Source organism: Streptomyces sp. NPDC047706, assembly GCF_043204795.1.
Lineage (GTDB): Bacteria > Actinomycetota > Actinomycetes > Streptomycetales > Streptomycetaceae > Streptomyces.
On sequence record NZ_JBIDCW010000006.1, the window covers coordinates 40,403 to 57,199 of the forward strand.

At 71.7% G+C, this 16,797-nt stretch carries 16 protein-coding genes; 3 read left to right on the forward strand and 13 right to left on the reverse strand.

Annotated features, from left to right (window positions below):
• Nucleotides 1-133: 133 nt before the first annotated feature.
• From truB to rimP, 7 genes are all read right to left on the reverse strand, one after another.
• Entirely contained in the window at nt 134-1,039 is a 906-nt protein-coding gene (gene truB, locus ACGF8A_RS08955) for a tRNA pseudouridine(55) synthase TruB (protein WP_393105788.1), read from the reverse strand.
• A complete protein-coding gene (gene rbfA / locus ACGF8A_RS08960) occupies nt 1,036-1,482 on the reverse strand; it encodes a 30S ribosome-binding factor RbfA (RefSeq protein ID WP_393105790.1) in 447 nt (148 codons plus the stop codon). Before rbfA ends, truB begins: the two co-directional genes overlap by 4 nt.
• A 39-nt stretch (nt 1,483-1,521) precedes the next feature.
• Nucleotides 1,522-1,815 carry a DUF503 domain-containing protein gene (locus ACGF8A_RS08965; protein ID WP_393105792.1) on the reverse strand — a complete coding sequence of 98 codons (294 nt, stop codon included), beginning with the start codon at nt 1,813-1,815 and terminating at the stop codon, nt 1,522-1,524.
• A gap of 197 nt (nt 1,816-2,012) precedes the next feature.
• Nucleotides 2,013-5,072 carry a translation initiation factor IF-2 gene (gene infB, locus ACGF8A_RS08970; protein WP_393105795.1) on the reverse strand — a complete coding sequence of 1,020 codons (3,060 nt, stop codon included), beginning with the start codon at nt 5,070-5,072 and terminating at the stop codon, nt 2,013-2,015.
• A gap of 150 nt (nt 5,073-5,222) precedes the next feature.
• The gene (locus ACGF8A_RS08975; protein ID WP_393105797.1) at nt 5,223-5,519 is read right to left on the reverse strand and encodes a YlxR family protein; all 297 of its coding nucleotides are present in this window, start codon (nt 5,517-5,519) and stop codon (nt 5,223-5,225) included.
• Between the two features lie 102 nt (nt 5,520-5,621).
• Nucleotides 5,622-6,608 (reverse strand): transcription termination factor NusA, encoded by a 987-nt coding sequence (gene nusA / locus ACGF8A_RS08980; RefSeq protein ID WP_393105799.1) that lies wholly within the window; start codon nt 6,606-6,608, stop codon nt 5,622-5,624.
• Nucleotides 6,609-6,610: 2 nt separating this feature from the next.
• A complete protein-coding gene (rimP, locus tag ACGF8A_RS08985) occupies nt 6,611-7,108 on the reverse strand; it encodes a ribosome maturation factor RimP (protein ID WP_393105801.1) in 498 nt (165 codons plus the stop codon).
• A gap of 194 nt (nt 7,109-7,302) precedes the next feature.
• Here rimP and ACGF8A_RS08990 point away from each other — a divergent pair, with 194 nt between their 5' ends.
• From ACGF8A_RS08990 to ACGF8A_RS09000, 3 genes are read left to right on the forward strand one after another with little or no spacing between them, the layout of a single operon-like run.
• Nucleotides 7,303-7,848: a hypothetical protein gene (locus tag ACGF8A_RS08990; protein WP_393105803.1), complete on the forward strand. Its 546-nt coding sequence runs from the start codon at nt 7,303-7,305 to the stop codon at nt 7,846-7,848.
• The gene (locus ACGF8A_RS08995) at nt 7,845-8,309 is read left to right on the forward strand and encodes a ferritin-like domain-containing protein (RefSeq protein ID WP_393105805.1); all 465 of its coding nucleotides are present in this window, start codon (nt 7,845-7,847) and stop codon (nt 8,307-8,309) included. Before ACGF8A_RS08990 ends, ACGF8A_RS08995 begins: the two co-directional genes overlap by 4 nt.
• Before the next feature lie 27 nt (nt 8,310-8,336).
• Nucleotides 8,337-9,230, forward strand: coding sequence for an aminoglycoside phosphotransferase family protein (locus tag ACGF8A_RS09000; RefSeq protein ID WP_393105807.1), 894 nt, complete (start codon nt 8,337-8,339; stop codon nt 9,228-9,230).
• Nucleotides 9,231-9,355: 125 nt separating this feature from the next.
• Here ACGF8A_RS09000 and ACGF8A_RS09005 read toward each other — a convergent pair whose 3' ends face one another.
• The 6 genes from ACGF8A_RS09005 to dxr form a co-directional block, all read right to left on the reverse strand.
• On the reverse strand, nt 9,356-11,059 hold the full coding sequence (locus tag ACGF8A_RS09005; RefSeq protein WP_393105809.1) for a proline--tRNA ligase: 1,704 nt from the start codon (nt 11,057-11,059) through the stop codon (nt 9,356-9,358).
• Nucleotides 11,060-11,132: 73 nt separating this feature from the next.
• On the reverse strand, nt 11,133-11,660 hold the full coding sequence (locus ACGF8A_RS09010; protein ID WP_393105811.1) for a GNAT family N-acetyltransferase: 528 nt from the start codon (nt 11,658-11,660) through the stop codon (nt 11,133-11,135).
• Between the two features lie 139 nt (nt 11,661-11,799).
• Nucleotides 11,800-12,648 carry a GNAT family N-acetyltransferase gene (locus tag ACGF8A_RS09015; protein ID WP_393105813.1) on the reverse strand — a complete coding sequence of 283 codons (849 nt, stop codon included), beginning with the start codon at nt 12,646-12,648 and terminating at the stop codon, nt 11,800-11,802.
• Between the two features lie 187 nt (nt 12,649-12,835).
• Complete coding sequence (ispG, locus tag ACGF8A_RS09020; RefSeq protein WP_393105815.1) at nt 12,836-13,993, reverse strand: flavodoxin-dependent (E)-4-hydroxy-3-methylbut-2-enyl-diphosphate synthase; 1,158 nt, start codon at nt 13,991-13,993, stop codon at nt 12,836-12,838.
• 170 nt (nt 13,994-14,163) lie between these two features.
• Nucleotides 14,164-15,456, reverse strand: a complete 1,293-nt coding sequence (locus tag ACGF8A_RS09025; protein ID WP_393106236.1) for a M50 family metallopeptidase — start codon at nt 15,454-15,456, stop codon at nt 14,164-14,166.
• An 8-nt stretch (nt 15,457-15,464) separates the two neighbouring features.
• Entirely contained in the window at nt 15,465-16,745 is a 1,281-nt protein-coding gene (gene dxr, locus ACGF8A_RS09030; protein WP_393105817.1) for a 1-deoxy-D-xylulose-5-phosphate reductoisomerase, read from the reverse strand.
• Nucleotides 16,746-16,797: the final 52 nt, after the last annotated feature.

The window sequence follows — 16,797 nt, forward strand, 5'->3', positions numbered from 1 at the left end:
CCCGCCTGGGCGGGTGAACGGACCGGGGTCGCTGGATACACCCTAGGGGTGGGGGAACCGATGGGGGGACCGTGGAGCGGCGGGAGTGCAGGACCCCGTGACCGCCGCTCCACGGGCAGACGAAGGTGAGCCGTCAGCCGAAGACGGCGAGGCTCTTGGCCTTGCCCCGCTGCGCCTCCACGAGTGCGAGGAAGCGGCCCTCGGGATCGAACACGGCCACCGGCCCGGCCCCCGCGTACTCGTCGGGCATGTCGAGGCGTACGCCGTTCAGAAGCAGCCGGGCCCGTCTGCCGTCCACGTCCCAGCGCCGGAACGCGGCGGTCGCCGCCTCGGCGATCGGCATCACCGTCAGCTCCTTTTGGAGCTGGTCCAGGGTGCGGGCCGAGTCGAGCTTGTACGGGCCGACGCGCGTGCGGCGCAACGCGGTGAGGTGCCCGCCGACGCCCAGGTCGCCGCCCAGGTCACGGGCGAGGGCACGGATGTAGGTGCCGGAGGAGCACACCACCGAGACGACCAGGTCGAGCACGGGGGTGCCGTCCTCTGCGACGGCCTCCCGGACGTCGTACACGCCGAACGACGAGACGGTGACGGGCCTGGCCGGGATGTCGAAGTCCTCGCCCTCCCGGGCCCGCTTGTACGAGCGCACCCCGTCGATCTTGATGGCGCTGACCTTGGACGGCACCTGCATGATGTCACCGGTCAGCTTGGCCACCCCCGCGTCGACGGCTTCCCGGGTGACCTCCGAGGCGTCCACCGACCCCGTGATCTCGCCCTCGGCGTCGTCCGTGACGGTGGTCTGGCCCAGGCGGATCGTGCCCAGGTACTCCTTCTCGGTCAGCGCGAGGTGCCCGAGGAGCTTGGTCGCCCGCTCGACGCCGAGGACGAGGACGCCCGTCGCCATCGGGTCGAGGGTGCCGGCGTGGCCGACGCGGCGCGTCCTGGCGATGCCCCGCATCTTGGCGACCACGTCGTGCGAAGTGAAGCCCGACGGCTTGTCGACGATGACAAGGCCGTCGGGCGTGGAGTGCTTCTGGGTCATGCGCTGGCGTCGTCCTCGTCCTCACCCGGCTTCTTGTACGGGTCGGCGTCACCGGCGTAGGCGGCGCCCGCCGACGCCTCGCGCACCTTCTCGTCGGACTGGCGGGCCTTGTCGAGGAGGTCCTCGATGGTCCTGGCGGTGTCCGGGAGCGCGTCGGCCACGAAGGTGAGCGTCGGCGTGAACTTCACGCCGGCCGCCTTGCCGACCTCGGAGCGCAGGATGCCCTTGGCGCTCTCCAGACCGGCGGCCGCGGCCGTCCGCTCCTCCTCGTCCCCGTACACGGTGTAGAAGACGGTCGCCTCCCGCAGATCGCCCGTCACCCGGGTGTCCGTGATGGTGACGTGCGAGCCGAGCCGCGGGTCCTTGATCCCGCGCTGCAGCTTCTGGGCCACCACCTCTCGGATGAGGTCCGCCAGCCTCTTGGCGCGCGCGTTGTCGGCCACTGGTCCGTCTCCCGTTCTTTCCTGATCTACGTTCTCTGGTCAGTCGTCGTCGCCGTGGAAGCGGCGTCTCACCGACAGCAGTTCCACCTCGGGGCGCCCGGCGACCAGGCGCTCGCACCGGTCGAGCACGTCGCTGATGTGCCCGGCGTCGCCGGACACCACCGCAAGCCCGATCCGGGCCCTGCGATGGAGGTCCATGTGGTCCACCTCGGCCGCGCTCACCGCGTACTTCCGCTGGAGTTCCGCGACGATCGGGCGGACGACGGAGCGCTTCTCCTTCAGCGACCGTACGTCGCCGAGGAGGAGGTCGAAGGACAGCGTCCCCACATACATGTGTGCAACCGGTTCACCCGCCGGTCCGGGATCGACGGCCCCGCCGGCTGGAACGGGCGGGGACATCAAGAACGGTACCGCGCCCTTGCCGGGGGCTCGACCGGGTTTTGCCCGGGGTTGCCGGGCAGCGGCGACCCCGTGGCAAACACGGTGGCCGACGGGCACAAGACCCGTCGGCCACCGTCAGCCACCGGCTGTCACACCCGCGGCTTCTCGCGCATCTCGTACGTCGCGATGACGTCGTCGACCTTGATGTCGTTGAAGTTGCCGAGGTTGATACCGCCCTCGAACCCTTCGCGGATCTCGGTGACGTCGTCCTTGAAGCGACGCAGACCCTCGATGTTGAGGCTCTCCGCGACCACCTTGCCGTCGCGGATGAGGCGTGCCTTGGTGTTGCGGCGCACCTCGCCGGAGCGGATGAGCACACCCGCGATGTTGCCCAGCTTGGACGACTTGAAGACCTCGCGGATCTCCGCCGTGCCGAGCTCGACCTCTTCGAACTCCGGCTTCAGCATGCCCTTCAGGGCCGCCTCGATCTCCTCGATCGCCTGGTAGATGACCGAGTAGTAGCGGACGTCCACACCCTCGCGCTCGGCCATCTGCGCCGCGCGGCCGGCCGCACGGACGTTGAAGCCGATCACGATGGCGTCCGAGCCCATCGCCAGGTCGATGTCGGACTCCGTGACCGCACCGACGCCGCGGTGCAGGACCCGGATGTCGACCTCTTCGCCGACGTCGAGCTGGAGCAGCGAGGACTCCAGGGCCTCGACGGAGCCAGAAGCGTCACCCTTGATGATCAGGTTGAGCTGCTGGACCTCGCCGGCCTTGAGCACCTTGTCCAGGTCCTCCAGGGAGACCCTGCGGGTGCGCTTGGCGAAGGCCGCGTTGCGCTCGCGCGCCGCGCGCTTCTCGGCGATCTGACGGGCCGTACGGTCCTCGTCGACGACCAGGAAGTTGTCGCCGGCGCCCGGGACGTTGGTCAGGCCCAGGACCTGGACCGGCGTCGACGGACCCGCCTCGGCGACGTTGTTGCCGTTGTCGTCGAGCATGGCGCGCACCCGGCCGTAGGCGTCGCCCACGACCATCGTGTCGCCGACCCGCAGCGTGCCTCGCTGGACGAGGACCGTCGACACGGCACCACGGCCGCGGTCGAGACGGGACTCGATCGAGATGCCCTGCGCGTCCTGGGCCGGGTTGGCCCGCAGGTCGAGCGAGGCGTCGGCCGTGAGGATCACGGCCTCCAGCAGCGAGTCGATGTGCAGACCCTGCTTGGCGGAGATGTCGACGAACATGGTGTCGCCGCCGTACTCCTCGGCCACCAGGCCGTACTCGGTCAGCTGACCGCGCACCTTGGTCGGGTCGGCACCCTCGACGTCGATCTTGTTCACCGCGACCACGATCGGCACGTCGGCCGCCTTGGCGTGGTTGAGCGCCTCGACCGTCTGCGGCATGACGCCGTCGTTGGCCGCGACGACCAGGATCGCGATGTCCGTCGACTTCGCACCGCGGGCACGCATGGCGGTGAACGCCTCGTGACCCGGGGTGTCGATGAAGGTGATCTTGCGCTCTTCGTCGTTGACCTCGGTCGCGACCTGGTAGGCACCGATGTGCTGGGTGATGCCACCGGCCTCGCCCGCGATGACGTTCGTCTTGCGGATGGCGTCGAGCAGGCGGGTCTTACCGTGGTCGACGTGACCCATGACGGTCACGACCGGCGGACGGACGACCAGGTCCTCCTCGGAGCCCTCGTCCTCGCCGAACTCGATGTCGAAGGACTCGAGCAGCTCGCGGTCCTCCTCCTCGGGGCTGACGATCTGAACCGTGTAGTTCATCTCGCCGGCCAGGAGCTCCAGCGTCTCGTCGGAGACGGACTGGGTCGCGGTGACCATCTCGCCGAGGTTCATCATGACCGCGACGAGCGACGCCGGGTTGGCGTTGATCTTCTCCGCGAAGTCGGTGAGTGACGCACCGCGCGACAGGCGAATGGACTCGCCGTTGCCGCGAGGCAGCATCACACCGCCGACCGACGGGGCCTGCATGGCCTCGTACTCCTGGCGCCGCTGCCGCTTCGACTTGCGGCCACGGCGCGCGGGACCGCCGGGACGGCCGAAGGCGCCCTGCGTGCCACCACGGCCACCGGGACCACCGGGACGACCGCCGAAGCCGGGACGGCCACCGCCGCCACCGAAGCCACCGCCGCCACCACCGGGGCCGCCGCCACCGGGACGACCGGCGAAACCGCCGCCGCCGCCCGGACGGCCGCCACCGCCGCCGCCACCGGGACGACCGGCGAAACCGCCGCCGCCACCGGGACGACCGCCACCGCCGCCACCGGGACGACCGGCACCGGCCGGGCCGCGACCGCCGCCGGGACCCGGGCGCGGGCCGGCAGCGGGACGCTGCGGCATCATGCCGGGGTTCGGACGGGGCCCCGCGGGACCGCCGCCGGGACGCGGGGCACCGCCCTGCGGACGAGGCATCGAGCCGGGGCTCGGACGGGAGCCCGGAGCCTGCGGACGCGGACCGCCGCCCTGGCCACCAGGACCCTGCGGACGGGGACCGGCACCGGGGCCACCGGGGCCACCACCGGGACGCTGACCCTGCGGACGGGGCGCCTGCGGGCGCGCCATGCCGGTGGAGCCACCGGAGGTGAAGGGGTTGTTACCCGGACGGGGACCGGCCGGACGGGCGCCGGGACGCGGCGCGGAGGCGCCGGGACGCGGGCCCTGACCACCGGGGCGCTGGCCCTGACGGTCCTGGCCACCCGGACGGGCGCCACCGGGCTTGGGGACACCGGGACGGGCGCCGCCCGGCTTGGGGCCGGACGCGGCGGCCGGGGCCGGGGCCGCCGGCGGAGCGGTGAACTCCGGAGCGGCCGGGGCCGGACGCGGCGCGGGCTTGGGGCCCGGCGTCGGACGCGGACCGGAGGACGGCGCGGGCGCCGGGGCCGCGGGAGCCGCGGGCTGCTGGGCAGCGGCGGGCTTGGGGGCGGCCGGCTTGGGGGCAGCCGGACGTGCCGCCTGCGCCGGTGAGGGCGCGCCGGGCTTGGGGGCGGCCTTCCGGGGGGCGGGCTTCGCGGCGGACCTGCCGTTGCCGCTGCCCTGCTGGAAGGCGTCAGTCAGTTTGCGTACTACGGGCGCCTCGATCGTCGAGGACGCCGATCGGACGAATTCACCGAGTTCCTGGAGCTTGGCCATGACGACCTTGCTCTCGACACCGAACTCCTTGGCGAGTTCGTAGACCCGGACCTTAGCCACTTCGCTCCTTTGAGGTCCGGGTTGCGGCCGGACCGTCGCTAGTTCATGGGCGTACTCATCGCGTACTCATCGAGTGCTCATCGCAATCTCGACCTGCTTTCGACTCGCGAGGTACCAGGCCGCACGGGGGGTTCCGTACGGCAAGCTTTCCTACCGTGTTGCCTGCTCGGCCACTGTCGTCCGCTCGACGTACCGGCGCAACGCCTTTGTGTCGAGCGCTCCCGGGGCGCGCAACGCCCGCGTGAACGCCCGGCGACGTATCGCCTGGTCGAGACAGACCAAGGCGGGGTGTACATAGGCACCCCGGCCGGGCAGCGTACCGCGAGGATCGGGGACGCATGCGTCCTTGATCGCCACGATGCGCAGCAGCTCGGTCTTGGCCGCTCGCTCCCGGCACCCGACACAGGTGCGTTCCGGGCATGCGCGGGCACGCGTCCGGCCAGACACTGCTAAGTCTACCTCCCCGTAGCGACCTCACCCCTTCGGGGCAGAGATCGAACAGTTGCAGCACGTGGAACTGTCGTGATCCAACCCACTCGGGGCCGAGATCTATTCCCCCGGCTGTTCGGTGTCCGGACGGATGTCGATCCGCCAGCCGGTGAGCCGGGCCGCAAGCCGGGCATTCTGCCCTTCCTTGCCGATCGCCAGGGACAGCTGGTAGTCCGGGACCGTCACGCGCGCGGAGCGCGCCGTCAGGTCGACGACCTCGACCTTGGACACCCGGGCGGGGGACAACGCGTTCGCCACCATCTCGGCCGGGTCGTCCGACCAGTCGACAATGTCGATCTTCTCACCGTTGAGCTCGGCCATCACGTTGCGCACCCGCCCGCCCATCGGGCCGATGCAGGCGCCCTTGCCGTTCAGGCCCGAACGGGTGGACCGGACGGCGATCTTGGTGCGGTGGCCGGCCTCGCGGGCGATGGCGGCGATCTCGACGGACCCGTCGGCGATCTCCGGCACCTCCAGCGCGAAGAGTTTCTTCACCAGATTGGGATGCGTACGGGACAGGGTCACCGACGGACCCCGGACGCCCTTGGCCACCCGTACGACGTACGACCGCAGCCGCATCCCGTGCGGATAGGTCTCGCCGGGCACCTGCTCCTGCACCGGCAGGATGGCCTCCAGCTTGCCGATGTCGACCAGCACGTTCTTCGGGTCGCGGCCCTGCTGCACCACGCCGGTGACGATGTCGCCCTCGCGGCCGGCGTACTCGCCGAGCGTGGCGTCGTCCTCGGCGTCGCGCAGCCGCTGCAGGATGACCTGCTTGGCGGTGGTCGCCGCGATCCGGCCGAAACCGGACGGGGTGTCGTCGAACTCGCGGGGCTCCTGGCCCTCTTCGAGGTCCTCGGGGTCCTCCTTCGCCCACACGGTCACGTGTCCGGTCTCCCGGTCGAGCTCCACGCGCGCGTGCCGGCGGCTTCCCTCGGTGCGGTGGTAGGCGATGAGGAGGGCCGCCTCGATCGCCTCGACCAGCAGGTCGAAGGAGATCTCCTTCTCCCGGACCAAGCCCCGCAGGGCGCTCATGTCGATGTCCACGGCTACGCCTCCTCTTCCTTCTTGTCCTTGCGGCTGAACTCGACCTGGACGCGCGCCCTGGCGATGTCACCGAAGGCGAGCCTGCGCGCGGTGGGCTTGCGCCCCTTGACGCCCGGCACCTCCAGCTCGACACCCTCGTCGTCGACGGTGAGGATCCTGGCGACCAGCTCGCCGCCCTCCGCCAGCTGGAAGCCGACCAGCCGGCCCGTGGCGCGCACGTAGTGGCGGTGCTGAGTGAGGAGGCGTTCCGCGCCCGGGGTTCCCACCTCAAGGGTGTATTCGCCCTCGCCCATCGCGTCCGTCTCGTCGAGCTTCGCCGAGAGCGCACGGCTCACATCGGCGATCTGGTCGAGATCCGCCCCGGTGTCGGAGTCGACGACGACACGCAGCACTCTCTTGCGTCCGACCGAGTCCACCGCGATCTCTTCGAGATCCAGACCCTGGGAGGTGACGAGCGGTTCGAGCAGTTCTCGCAGCCTCTCGCTGTGGGTGGTGCTCATCCGGGTGACTCCTCGGCCGCGTGTGCTGTTGTGGGAAGGTCGCGTGTCTGGTGAAAGGGTATCCGGTCCCGGACGGTGATGCCGTCCACCTGGGTCTGTGCGGTGCCGATGAGTGGACTCGGACACGTGCGCGGGTACCGTGATCACGGGCGAGCCGCCCGGTCCCTTCGTACGAGCCTTCGAGGACGTCAGCCGTGCCGTATTCCCTGCCGCCGCGCATGCCCTCGGGGCCGCGCAGAAGGACCCTGCTCGCCTCCGCCGCGGGCACCGCCCTGCTCACCGGCTGCTCCGGGGGCGCCGAAGGCTCGGGCACCACGGGCGGCAGCCCGTCGGCCGCCGCCCGGGCACGCGCGCGTGCGGCCCGGGACAGCGACGGGCTCGTCGCGCGGTACGACGCCGTGATCGCCGCCCATCCCGGCCTCGCGGAGCGGCTGCGGCCGCTGCGGGACGCGGCGGTGCGGCATGCGGAGGCGTTCGGGGACGTCGCGTCCACCTCCCGGGCTCCGGCCTCCCCCACCCCGGCGGCAACCGGCCCGGGCTCCCGGAACGTCTCCTCGACCGTCCCGGACACCGAGCGGGCCGCCCTCGCCGAGCTGGCCGCCGACGAGCGGGCGCTCGCGGACCGGCGGGCCGAGGCGCTGCTCGGCGTGCCGGGCGAGCTGGCGCGGCTGCTGGCGTCGGTCGCGGCGGCCGGGGCGGCGCACGCGTATCTGCTCACGAAGGGTGAGGGCAAGGCATGAGCGAGGCGAAGGACGGGGAGCTGCGGGCCCTGCAGGCGGCGCTGGCGGCCGAGCACGCCGCCGTGTACGGATACGGCGTGGTCGGCGGGCGGATCGGCGAGGAGCGGCGCACCGAGGCACGGGCCGCGTACGACGCCCATCGCGCCCGGCGGGACACCCTGGCGCGCCAGGTGCGCGCGCTGGGCGCCGAGCCGGTGGCCGCGGCCGCCGGGTACGCGCTGCCGTTCGAGGTGACCGACCGGGAGACGGCCGTACGGCTCGCCGCCGAGCTGGAGGAGCGCCTGGCCGGTGTCTACTCCGACCTGGTGCGGGCGGGCGGCGACAGGCTGCGGGGCACGGCCGCGGCCGCGCTGCGGGAAGCGGCGGTGCGGGCGGTGCGCTGGCACGGCCGGAGCGTAGCCTTCCCTGGGCTCGCCGAGCGGGCCGGTGCCGCCTCGGCGCCGGCGGCACCGACGGCGTGACGCGTACCGGAAGGGGACATCTCGCGTATGGCTTTCGAACCGCCGCAGCGGCTGGTCAGGGCGCTCGGTGAGACGGCGGCATCCGGTGACGACTGGCTGGAGAAGCTGCCCGAGACGGCGCGACAGGCCGTTGCTCTACGCGAGTTGACCGTGGAACGGGTGCAGGTGCCGGGCGGCCGGAGCAGCCTGGTGCTGCTGGTGCGGCGGGCGGACGGCACCCCCGCGGTGCTGAAGCTGGCCCCGCCGCGGGCCCGTCCCGGGAGCGAGCGGGCCGCGCTGGCGCACTGGGGCGGTCTCGGCGCCGTACAGCTGCTCGAACCGGCCGGTGAGGGCGGTGCGCTGCTGCTGGAGCGGCTGCATCCGGAGGTGTCGGTGCGGTCGCTGCCCGAGGCGAAGGCCCTGCTGGAGGCGGCGGGGACGCTGCGGAAGCTGTGGGTGGAGCCTCCTGCGGGGCACCCCTTCGAGACAGTGGCCGGGCGCACCGGGCGGCAGGCGGAGGCGATGCGGGCGGGCGCCGGCGCGGACCTCGTGCCGCTGGTGGACGCGGCGCTCGCGGCGCGCGAGGAACTGCTGGCGGCGCCCCCCGAGCACCGGTTGCTGCACGGCACGTTCCGGCAGAGCAAGGTGCTCTCCGGGGGCCGGATGCCCTGGCTGGCGGTCGGCCCGGACCCGGTGGTCGGCGAGTGCGCCTTCGATCTGGCGCGGCTCGTCCGGGACCGGGTGGAGGACCTGATCGCCACACCGTCGGGCGCCTCGACCACCCGACGGCGGGTGAAGCGCCTCGCCGAGTCCCTCGACGTGGACCAGGAGCGGCTGCGCGGCTGGACGCTGTTCCGGGCGGTGGAGTCGGGCGTCCGGGCCCGCCGGGTGGGCCGTGCCCAGGACTCGGAGCTGCTGCTGGAGTTCGCGGGCTGGCTCTGAACGGGGCGAGCCCGCTCGCCCCGGACACGAGGTCGGCCCGGGCGAACCCCTCAGAGCAGCCCCCGGAGTCCGCGAGCCCGCCGTGAACCGGGGCAAGCCCTTCGCGGCTCGCCCCGGATACAGGATCAGGCGGTCAGGCGGGCGATCGCCTCCTCGACCGGGAGTTCCTCGCGCTCGCCCGTCCTGCGGTCCTTGAGCTCGACCACGCCCTCGCCCGCGCGCCGCCCGGCCACCAGGATCTGCGGTACGCCGATCAGTTCGGCGTCGGTGAACTTCACGCCCGGCGACACCCCCGCGCGGTCGTCCACCAGGACGCGGACGCCGGCCGCCGCCAGCTTCCCGGCGACGTCCAGGGCCAGTTCGGTCTGCAGGGCCTTGCCCGCGGCGACGACGTGCACGTCCGCCGGGGCGACCTCCTTGGGCCAGCACAGGCCCTTGTCGTCGGCCGTCTGCTCGGCGAGGGCGGCGACCGCGCGGGAGACGCCGACGCCGTAGGAGCCCATGGTCACGCGGACCGGCTTGCCGTTCTGGCCGAGGACGTCGAGCTTCAGCGCGTCCGCGTACTTGCGGCCCAACTGGAAGATGTGGCCGATCTCGATGGCACGGTCGAGCTTGAGGCCGGTGCCGCACTTCGGGCAGGGGTCGCCCTCCTGCACCACCACGACGTCGACGTACTCGTCGACCTCGAAGTCACGGCCCGCGACGACGTTCTTCGCGTGCATGCCCTCCTTGTTGGCACCCGTGATCCAGGAGGTGCCGGGGGCCACGCGCGGGTCGGCGACGTACGTCACCTTCTCGCCCAGGCCCTGCGGGCCGACGTAGCCGCGGACCAGGTCCGGGCGCTGCGCGAAGTCCGCCTCGGTGACCATCTCGACGGCCGCCGGGGCGAAGTGCGCCTCGACCTTGTCCAGGTCGACCTCGCGGTCGCCGGGGACACCGACCGCGACGATCTCGCCGGCCACCTTCACGAGGAGGTTCTTCAGGGTCGCGGAGGCCGGGACGCCGAGGGAGGCGGCGAGGGTCTCGATGGTGGGGGTGTCGGGGGTCGGGATCTCCTCGGCGGCCGGGACGCCGGTGGCGTCCACCGGCTTCAGCTCGTAGGTGATCGCCTCGGTGTTGGCCGCGAAGTCGCCGTTCGGGCAGTCCGCGAAGGTGTCCTCACCGGCCTCGGCCGGGGCGAGGAACTCCTCCGACTTGGAGCCGCCCATGGCGCCGGCGGTCGCGGCGCAGATGCGGTAGTCCAGGCCGAGGCGCGTGAAGATCTTCTGGTAGGCCTGCCGGTGCAGCGCGTACGACTCGGCGAGGCCCTCGTCGGCGAGGTCGAAGGAGTAGGAGTCCTTCATCAGGAACTCACGGCCGCGCAGGATGCCCGCGCGCGGACGGGCCTCGTCCCGGAACTTGCTCTGGATCTGGTAGAGGATCACCGGCAGGTCCTTGTAGGAGGACGCCTGGTCCTTCACCAGCAGGGTGAAGATCTCCTCGTGGGTGGGGCCGAGCAGGTAGTCGCCGCCCTTGCGGTCCTTCAGCCGGAACAGCTCCTGGCCGTACTCGTCCCAGCGGCCGGTCGCGTCGTACGGCTCGCGCGGCAGCAGCGCGGGCAGGAGCACCTCCTGGGCGCCGATGGCGTCCATCTCCTCGCGGACGATCCGCTCCACGTTGGCGAGGACCTTCTTGCCCAGCGGCAGCCAGGACCACACGCCGGCGGCGGTGCGGCGGACGTAGCCGGCGCGGACGAGCAGCTTGTGGCTGAGGACCTCGGCGTCCGCCGGGTCGTCGCGCAGAGTCTTCGCCATCAACTGGGACATGCGCTGGACCGATGCGTTCGCCATGGTTCTCGTACTCCTGCTGCGTAAGGGTGGTGTCAAGGAGGTTAGCCGGGCGGTACGGGACGGTGGAAATCGGTTATCGGCGCAGCGGCAGCGGGGCGCCCATCACGGCGTAGGGCATGGGGGCGCTGGGGAAGTGCACCCGGCGGGCGAGGTCCTGGTAGCCGAGGGAGCGGTAGAGGCCGCGGGCGGGGCTGTCGGTGTCGATCGCCGAGAGGATGGAGCGGGGCTCGGTCGCCGTGTCGGTGATCTCGGTGATGAGCGTCCGGCCGATGCCACGGTTCTGGTGGCTCGGGTGGACGTGCAGCTCGGTGATCACGAACGAGTCGTCGAGCCAGTCGTCGTGGCTCTGGGCGCGGAGGTAGGGCTCCACGACGGTGGACCACCAGTGGCCGCGGTCGTTCGGCATGCCGTAGACGAAGCCCACGAGGCGGCCCTCCTCGGTGGCACCGAGGGCGCGGGCGCCGGGGTAGGTCATGTGGCGCAGGACGATCTGGCGGCGGACGGCGACTTCGTCGGGGCCCAGGCCGAAGGCCGCGGCTTGGACTGCGAGGGCTTCGTCAATGTGGGCGGGGAGATCCAGGGGGCCGATGACGAGGTCCATGGCGGGGAGCTTACAGGGGGGTTTCGGTGGTCCGCGGGGTGCGGGCGGTCGCCGGCCGGTCCCGCACACGCGGCGGGACGGCCGTCGACAGACCGCGCCGCCAACGGCGTTGCCCCGGGTGCCCGCCGGGCGCGCATCCCTAGAACAGCACGCTCATGAAGGCACCGACCTCCTGGAAGCCGACCCTGTGGTACGTCCGCCTCGCCGCCGTGTTGTAGTCGTTGACGTACAGGCTGACCACGGGGGCGACGTCCGCGAGGGCGTAGCGGAGCACCGCCGCCATACCGGGCGCCGCCAGGCCCTTGCCCCGGTATTCGGGTGCCACCCAGACGCCCTGGATCTGGCAGGCACGGTCGGTCGCCGCGCCGATCTCCGCCTTGAAGACGACCTTGCCGTTCTCGTCGAGGCGGGCGAAGGAGCGGCCGTAGCCGACGAGTTCGGCGACGCGGGCCTGGTAGAGCAGGCCGCCGTCGCCGGCCAGCGGGGAGACGCCGACCTCCTCGGTGAACATCGCCACGCACGCCGGCATGATCGTCTCTATCTCGTCCTTGCGGATGCGGCGGACGTAGGGGTCCGGGGCGATGTCGGCGGGCATGCGGTCGGTGACCATGAGGGGCTGGTGGGCGCGGACCTCGCGGGCCGGGCCCCACTGCGGCTCCAGAAGGCGCCAGAGCGCGGCCGTGGGTTCGGCGGGGCCGACCACGGAGGAGCAGCGGCGGCCCGCCCGGCGGGCGCGGTCGGCGAAGGCGCGGATGGCGCGAGGGGTGGCGCAGATGGGCACGAGGTTGGCGCCCGCGTAGCAGAGGGACGTGAGCATCCCGTCCTCGTACCAGCCCCACATCTCGCCGCCGAGCCGCCACGGGTCGAGGCCTGCGACCTGGACCCGGGAGGTCACGAAGGCGTTGGCCACCGGCTCCCGGTCGAGGACGGAGAGCGCGGCGTCCAGGTCGCTCGGTTCGAGGACCCGGGAGGTGGTCTGGGTCAACACGGGCGGGGCCTCACGGGGTGGGGTCTGCTGATCTCCGCACTGTACCTGCGGAAGCTGAGCCGTGCCGCCCCGCGTCCGGTACCGCTCGATGCGAGGTGTGCGCCCGCCGGACCGGGTGGTTCGCGTGGCCGGGCGGGCGCGGGTCTCGTGCGACTGGTCGCGGTCCCCGCGCCCCTGTGCGGTGTCGTCAGCCCGCCACCGAGACGGACGGCTCGCCCGAGGTCACGCCGTCCGCCTCCATCTGTTCGGCCAGCTTCATGGCCTCTTCGATGAGGGTCTCGACGATCTTGGACTCGGGGACGGTCTTGATGACCTCGCCCTTGACGAAGATCTGCCCCTTGCCGTTGCCGGAGGCGACGCCGAGGTCGGCCTCGCGGGCCTCACCGGGACCGTTCACCACACAGCCCATGACCGCCACGCGCAGCGGGACCTCCATGCCGGTCAGACCGGCGGTGACCTCCTCGGCCAGCTTGTACACGTCCACCTGGGCACGGCCGCAGGACGGGCAGGAGACGATCTCCAGACCGCGCTGCTTGAGGTTCAGCGACTCCAGGATCTGGATGCCGACCTTGACCTCCTCGGCGGGCGGAGCCGACAGCGAGACCCGGATCGTGTCGCCGATGCCCTCGCTCAGCAGCGCGCCGAAGGCCACGGCCGACTTGATCGTGCCCTGGAAGGCCGGACCGGCCTCCGTGACGCCCAGGTGCAGCGGGTAGTCGCACTGCGCGGCCAGCTGACGGTAGGCCTCGATCATCACGACCGGGTCGTTGTGCTTGACGGAGATCTTGATGTCCCGGAAGTCGTGCTCCTCGAACAGCGACGCCTCCCACAGCGCCGACTCCACCAGCGCCTCCGGCGTCGCCTTGCCGTACTTCTGCAGCAGCCGCCGGTCCAGGGAGCCGGCGTTCACCCCGATACGGATCGGCGTGCCGTGCTCCTTGGCGGCCTTGGCGATCTCCCTGACCTTGTCGTCGAACTGCTTGATGTTGCCCGGGTTGACCCGCACCGCCGCGCAGCCCGCCTCGATCGCCGCGAACACGTACTTCGGCTGGAAGTGGATGTCCGCGATCACCGGGATCTGCGACTTGCGCGCGATGGTCGCGAGCGCGTCCGCGTCGTCCTGCGTCGGGCAGGCCACCCGCACGATCTGGCAGCCGGACGCCGTCAGCTCCGCGATCTGCTGGAGCGTGGCACCGATGTCCGAGGTACGCGTCGTCGTCATGGACTGGACGGAGACCGGGGCGTCCCCGCCGACGGGCACCGTGCCGACCTGGATCTGCCGGCTCTTGCGGCGCTCGGCGAGCTTGGTCGGAACGGACGGCATGCCGAGAGAAATCGCAGTCATCTGCTGTGCAACCCCAAGTCGTGGATCAAGATCCGGTCCCGTCAGCAGCGGGCTCCAGGCTTCGAGATTACGGCACGGGTTCGCGCCTGAGCACATCCCGCCCGGGTAAACCCACTCGATGGTGGGCGGCCCGGCACCCAACGTGCCGGGCCACCGCCAACTCCGTATGACTAGGAGATTCTCACCGGGTTAACCACGTCGGCGATGAGCACCAGGATCGTGAAGCAGATGAAGATCCCGGCCACCACGTAGGCCACGGGCATCAGCTTCGCCACGTCGAACGGACCCGGGTCCGGGCGGCGCAGCACCCTCGCCAGGTTCCGCCGCAGCGACTCCCACAGCGCGCCCGCGATGTGGCCGCCGTCGAGCGGGAGCAGCGGGAGCATGTTGAACAGGAACAGGGAGAGGTTGAAACCGGCCACCAGCATCAGGGCCATGGCCAGCTGCTGGGTGGGCGGGATGTCGAGGGTGAAGATCTCGCCGCCGACACGGGCCGCGCCGACCACGCCCATAGGGGAGTCCGGTTCGCGTTCGGCGCCGTCGAAGGCTGCGTTCCACAGGGCCGGGATCTTGCCGGGCAGGGCGGCGAGGGAGTCGACGGCCTCGTCGATCCGGTCGCCCATCCACACCAGGGACTCGTCGAAGTCCTGGCGTACGACGCCGGTGGCGGCGCTGAAGCCGAGGAATCCGGCGCTGACGTACTCGCCCTGGACGATCTGGCCCGCGGAGTCCTTCTTGGCGACCTGGTTGGTGGCGATCGTCGCGTTGAGGGTCACTTCCTCGCCCTTGCGTTCGACGACGACCGGCACCTCCTTGCCGGGGTTGGCGCGGATCAGGTCGGACAGTTCGTTCCACTCGTCGGTCCGGACCCCGTTGAAGGCGACGATCTTGTCACCCGCCTTCAGGCCGGCCGCGGCGGCCGGGGAGGGCTGGTCCGCCGAGGTGCACTTGTCGCGGTTCTCGCTCTGCGCGATCACGCACTGGGAGACCGAGCTGACGGTGGTGGTCTGCTGCGAGATGCCGAAGCCCATCAGCACGATGAGGAACAGGGCGACCGCCATGACGAGGTTCATGAACGGGCCCGCGAACATCACGACGACCCGCTTCCACGGCTTGCGCGTGTAGAACATGCGGGACTCGTCGCCGGGCCGCAGTTCCTCGAAGGCGGCCGAGCGGGCGTCCTCGATCATGCCGCGCCAGGGCGAGGTGGAGCGGGCCTCCGTCCGGCCGTCGGCGCCGGGCGGGAACATGCCGATCATGCGGATGTATCCGCCGAACGGGATGGCCTTCACTCCGTACTCGGTCTCGCCCTTGGTGCGGGAGAAGAGCGTCGGCCCGAAGCCGACCATGTACTGCGGCACGCGGATGCCGAAGAGCTTGGCCGTGGACAGATGCCCCAGCTCGTGCCACGCGATCGAGATCAGCAGGCCGACCGCGAACACGACTATGCCGAGGATCATCATCAAGGTCGTCATGCACGCGCCTCCGCGGTGGCTGCCTGCGCCGTGTTTCCGGTCTGTGCCGTCAGTTCACGGGCCCGGGCGCGCGCCCAGGTCTCCGCTTCGAGGACGTCCGGCACGGTGAGCGAGGTTCCCGTGCCGGGGGTGCCGTGCTCGTCGACGACCCGGGTGACGGTCTCCATGATCCCGTTGAACGGCAGCGCGCCTCGCAGGAAGGCGTCCACGCACTCCTCGTTGGCGGCATTGAACACCGCCGGGGCGGTGCCCGCGAGCTCGCCGACGTGCCGGGCGAGGCCGACCGACGGGAAGGCGTCGGTGTCGAGCGGGAAGAACTCCCAGGTCGACGCCAGGCCCCAGTCGAAGGCGGGCGCCGCGTCGGGGACACGCTCGGGCCAGCCGAGGCCCAGGGCGATGGGCCCGCGCATGTCGGGGGGCGTCGCCTGGGCAATCGTGGATCCGTCAGTGAACTCGACCATCGAGTGGACATACGACTGCGGGTGCACGACCACCTCAATGCGTGCGAAGGGAATGTCGTACAGCAGGTGTGCCTCGATGACTTCCAGGCCCTTGTTGACAAGGGTCGCGGAGTTGATCGTGATCACCGGCCCCATCGCCCAGGTGGGGTGGGCGAGGGCGTCCTCGACCGTGACGTCCGCCAGCTCCGCCCTGGTCCGGCCGCGGAACGGGCCGCCGGACGCGGTGACGACGAGCTTGCGCACGTCCGCGCGCGTGCCCGCGGCGATCGCCTGGAACAGCGCCGCGTGCTCGGAGTCGACCGGGATGATCTGACCGGGCTTGGCGAGCTCCTTGACCAGCGGGCCGCCCACGATGAGCGACTCCTTGTTGGCGAGCGCGAGGGTGCGGCCCGCCTCCAGGGCGGCGAGGGTCGGGGCGAGGCCGATGGAGCCGGTGATGCCGTTGAGGACGGTGTGGCAGTCGGAGGCCGCGATCTGCGTGGCCGCGTCCGGCCCGGACAGGATCTCGGGGAGCGGCTCCCCTGCCCCGTACTGTGCGGTCAGCGCCTCCCGCAGCGCCGGTACGACGTCCTCGCGGGCCACCGCGACGGTCCGCACCCGGAGCCGGTGGGCCTGCTCCGCCAGCAGGCTCACCCGGCCTCCGTTGGCGGACAGGGCGGTGACCCGGAAGCGGTCCGGGTTGCGCAGGACGAGGTCGATGGCCTGCGTGCCGATGGACCCGGTGGAGCCGAGGATCACGACGTCCTTCGGGCCGTCACCCGTCACCGGGTCGAAGACGAGGTGCGGGTCTGCGAGAGGGGCTGGGCTTTCGCTCATGCCCCCATGTTGCCGTAACAGGTGTCCGGCCGGAGCAGGGTGTCCCTCACGC

What these genes read in the sequence shown, in the direction of transcription:
- rimP (WP_393105801.1), bottom strand. Translation starts at nt 7,108, where the DNA reads ATGAGCACCACCCACAGCGAGAGGCTGCGAGAACTGCTCGAACCGCTC.
- truB (WP_393105788.1), bottom strand. Translation starts at nt 1,039, where the DNA reads ATGACCCAGAAGCACTCCACGCCCGACGGCCTTGTCATCGTCGACAAG.
- ACGF8A_RS08995 (WP_393105805.1), top strand. Translation starts at nt 7,845, where the DNA reads ATGAGCGAGGCGAAGGACGGGGAGCTGCGGGCCCTGCAGGCGGCGCTG.
- ACGF8A_RS09025 (WP_393106236.1), bottom strand. Translation starts at nt 15,456, where the DNA reads ATGATGATCCTCGGCATAGTCGTGTTCGCGGTCGGCCTGCTGATCTCG.
- ACGF8A_RS08965 (WP_393105792.1), bottom strand. Translation starts at nt 1,815, where the DNA reads ATGTATGTGGGGACGCTGTCCTTCGACCTCCTCCTCGGCGACGTACGG.
- ispG (WP_393105815.1), bottom strand. Translation starts at nt 13,993, where the DNA reads ATGACTGCGATTTCTCTCGGCATGCCGTCCGTTCCGACCAAGCTCGCC.
- dxr (WP_393105817.1), bottom strand. Translation starts at nt 16,745, where the DNA reads ATGAGCGAAAGCCCAGCCCCTCTCGCAGACCCGCACCTCGTCTTCGAC.
- ACGF8A_RS09005 (WP_393105809.1), bottom strand. Translation starts at nt 11,059, where the DNA reads ATGGCGAACGCATCGGTCCAGCGCATGTCCCAGTTGATGGCGAAGACT.
- ACGF8A_RS09010 (WP_393105811.1), bottom strand. Translation starts at nt 11,660, where the DNA reads ATGGACCTCGTCATCGGCCCCCTGGATCTCCCCGCCCACATTGACGAA.
- ACGF8A_RS09000 (WP_393105807.1), top strand. Translation starts at nt 8,337, where the DNA reads ATGGCTTTCGAACCGCCGCAGCGGCTGGTCAGGGCGCTCGGTGAGACG.